The organism is Halobacteriovorax sp. (genome assembly GCF_041587335.1).
Classification (GTDB): Bacteria; Bdellovibrionota; Bacteriovoracia; order Bacteriovoracales; family Bacteriovoracaceae; genus Halobacteriovorax.
This window is the reverse complement of record NZ_JBFGYP010000254.1, coordinates 1-2,235: the sequence shown is the minus strand read 5'-3', so window position 1 is coordinate 2,235 and position 2,235 is coordinate 1. Positions and strand designations below refer to the sequence as shown.

Sequence of the window (2,235 nt, the reverse complement as noted above, 5' to 3'; positions counted from 1 at the left end):
TTCAATGAGAGTATAAAGAGCAACACAACCAGAAAATAATCTTGCAATCGTTGCTAGTGTGAAAGGGCTCTCTATTCCTAGAAACTTAAAAGGGGCAAGTATCACTACATATAGGTAGGGAAGAGTCCAAGGTCTAATCTTTGACTCTAGCTCCCAGGTTTGAAGATTATCCAACATCCCAAGCTGATTAAAAGCAAAGTCTAGAGTGTAGTACTGCTCATCTGGATGAAGAAATCCAACAGAGAATAAACTTGTGAGTAGTAGTGCAAAAGCGGACAATATATATAGATGATTTACTTGTTTCATAAGCCTTCTCAGTTTATTTGAGTTAGGGTGTAAAGTCATTAAGGGTAACTCCTTGATAAATGAATATTTTAGAATTAACCAGTTAGTGTAGTTTATTTACACTAACTGACATTAAATGTGGTATAATTGGTAGGATATTCTATAAGATTGGTAGTATTGGGATGAAAATGGAAGAGAAACTACAAAGGAGTCAGAGTAATTACCTTACAACAGAGTACCTACAATCGCTCTACTCTGACCTAAAGATGCCGAGAAATAAGATTGCTAGCCTTGTTAAAAAAGGGGAGCTTATTCCTATTAGGCGTGGCATTTACTTACATGGAGCTGCTTATCAGAGACAGTATTCCAAGTCAGTTCTTGCTGGTTTGATTTATGGCCCATCTGCAGTTTCATTTGAGTACGCACTTTCATATCACGGCCTTATTCCTGAAAGAGTAGAAACAGTTACTTGTATTTGTTTTAAACGCAATAAAGAATTTGAAACATTAGTAGGGAACTTTTCCTATAGATATATACCAAAAGATCTGTATCCTGAAGGACTTGAGTATCATCAAACTAGTCTTGGTAACTATTTTATGGCCTCTCCAGAAAAGGCCCTATGTGATATAGTCTATTTCAAGAAGATTACTTCAATTGATGAGGCGCTCTCTTATCTTCTTGAGTCCCTTCGAATAGATAGAGATGAGCTTAAAAATCTAAGCTTGGAAAAACTACTACTTTTAGAACGATTCTATAAAAGAAAGTCTGTTGTTCTTATAGTTGACGCAGTAAGGAGCATAATGTGAATTCAGCAGTGTTACGAATGTTAGAACCATATAATTGCATTACTCCTGATGAATATAAAAATGCATTGAAAGAAATTATGCAAGAGATTGCTCTCTTAGGACTTTATCGCCAGAAGTTCTTTAATAAAGCAGCCTTCTATGGGGGAACTGCTCTGAGAATTGCTCATAATCTTCCGCGCTTTTCGGAAGATATGGACTTTACTCTCTTAGAAGTAAATAAGGATTTTGACTTAGAAGTATATCTTAAAGGTATTGAAGATGAGTTTTCTTCGTTTGGGCTAAGTCTTTCAACAAAGAAAAATATTAAAAGCTTAGATTCCTCAGTAGACTCTGCATTTCTTAAGGCCAACACCTTAGAGCATCTGTTGATGATTGATGGCCTATCTAACCCAGCAAGTGGAACTAATAAGAATGAAAAAATAAAGATTAAACTTGAAATTGATACTACTCCTCCTATGCCAATGGGGGGGCTTGAGACTCTTTACCTTACTCTTCCTATTCCCTTTAGTTATCAGGTGCTAAATCTTCCTTCGCTTTTTGGAGGAAAGCTCCATGCTTTATTATGTAGAGAGTATAAAAGTGGACGAGTGAAAGGGAGGGATTATTATGATTTCATCTGGTATAAAAATAAGAACGTTTCACCTGACTTGGAATATCTTAAAGGCAAGCTTTGCGAAACAGGCCACTGGGATGTAGATCGTGAATTTGGAGAAACCGACCTTAAAGATATGCTTAGTTTGAGATTTGAGAAGACAGACTGGGAGAGTGCTAAAAAAGATGTGGCACCCTTTATTAAAGATCAAAGAGAGCTTGATTTATGGTCTAGTGAGTTCTTTAAGTCATTGCTCTAGTTCTTTTGAGTAGAGTTGTAGTTCTTAACTGTCTGATTAAACGTAATATCTTGATAGATAATAACCCACTTTCAGTACCTTCTAAGCCTAACATTAAAATTCGTTGGGCCATATATAATAATTTCAAATCTTATTTAGTCACACCGAGTTATTTGCTAGAACTAATCCTGTAAACACTCACACAAGGGCATTAGGGTTATGGACGCAGTGGTATCAAGCAATGAGACGCTGGTCGATGCACTCGCAGTAAGGATTCGCACCTATAAAACGGAGCATCCAAACTTAAGCGGGGC

Annotated in this window: 3 protein-coding genes; 2 read left to right on the top strand and 1 reads right to left on the bottom strand. The window is 36.7% G+C overall.

Features of this window, described 5'->3' with window-relative positions; all coding sequences use genetic code 11:
- Nucleotides 1–345, bottom strand: a 345-nt coding sequence (locus tag ABX784_RS17080) for a hypothetical protein (RefSeq protein WP_372656270.1), incomplete at its 3' end; no start/stop codon positions are given.
- A 128-nt stretch (nt 346–473) separates the two neighbouring features.
- Between ABX784_RS17080 and ABX784_RS17075 the strand changes: the two genes are divergently transcribed.
- Nucleotides 474–1,091, top strand: coding sequence for a type IV toxin-antitoxin system AbiEi family antitoxin domain-containing protein (locus tag ABX784_RS17075; RefSeq protein ID WP_372656269.1), 618 nt, complete (start codon nt 474–476; stop codon nt 1,089–1,091).
- On the top strand, nt 1,088–1,942 hold the full coding sequence (locus ABX784_RS17070; RefSeq protein WP_372656267.1) for a nucleotidyl transferase AbiEii/AbiGii toxin family protein: 855 nt from the start codon (nt 1,088–1,090) through the stop codon (nt 1,940–1,942). The genes ABX784_RS17075 and ABX784_RS17070 overlap by 4 nt, the downstream gene beginning before the upstream one ends.
- Nucleotides 1,943–2,235: the final 293 nt, after the last annotated feature.

Excerpts from the sequence above, each read along its gene's own strand:
- ABX784_RS17075 (WP_372656269.1), top strand. The coding sequence starts at position 474 with ATGGAAGAGAAACTACAAAGGAGTCAGAGTAATTACCTTACAACAGAG.